The organism is Oleiphilus sp. HI0067 (genome assembly GCF_001635735.1).
In genome coordinates this window covers 1-785 of record NZ_LWFI01001455.1, presented here as the reverse complement: position 1 = coordinate 785, position 785 = coordinate 1, and the positions used below count along the sequence as shown (strand labels likewise).

Below are 785 nucleotides of genomic sequence, written 5' to 3'. Positions count from 1 at the left end.
GCTTGGCGGACAAACGAATAAGTGGATAAGCCCCATCGCTTACGAATTCTGATGACTCACTTGTTTGATCAATTTTATTCTGCACAAGAAAAATATGATCTTGTCGATCTAATCGCGCTAAAAAGTCATTCCAATCATTTTTTGGATCAAAATTTGGTTCTTTTTTTCCATCAAAAACTAACAGAATAAGATCAGCTTGGTTTATTTCGGCCCAAGCTCGCTCGATACCAATTTGTTCAACTTTATCAGAACTATCTCTCAAACCAGCAGTATCGATAATGTGTAAAGGCAAGCCGTCTAAATTGATTTGCTCTTTTAAGACGTCTCGTGTTGTCCCTTCAATATCAGTAACAATCGCGGAATCCGTTCCCGCCAAAGCATTTAATAAACTCGATTTCCCAGCATTTGGACGCCCCGCAATAACAACTCGAACCCCCTCAGTGAGGAGGGCACCTTGATTCGCTGAACTCAAGACTCTTTCTAGACTAAGAATCAAGCCATCTAATTGTTGCAAAACTTGGGAATCAGCAAGAAAGTCTATTTCTTCTTCAGGGAAATCAATCGCAGCTTCAACGAACATCCGAATTTTAATCAATTCATTCGTCAAACTTGTAATGCGCTTCGAAAAATCACCATGCAAAGAACGCAAAGCACTGCGTGCTGCAGCCTCAGAATTACTATCAATTAAGTCGGCTATTGCTTCAGCTTGAACTAAATCTATCTTGTCATTTAGAAAGGCACGCTGAGTAAATTCTCCAGGCTCTGCTAGTCGAGCTCCATGAGCC

The 785-nt window shown here is 40.8% G+C and carries 1 protein-coding gene; it reads right to left on the bottom strand.

The window, feature by feature from the left end; translation table 11 throughout:
• Positions 1-785 (bottom strand): tRNA modification GTPase (locus A3739_RS23815; protein ID WP_156502798.1); only part of this gene is annotated, 785 nt, incomplete at both ends.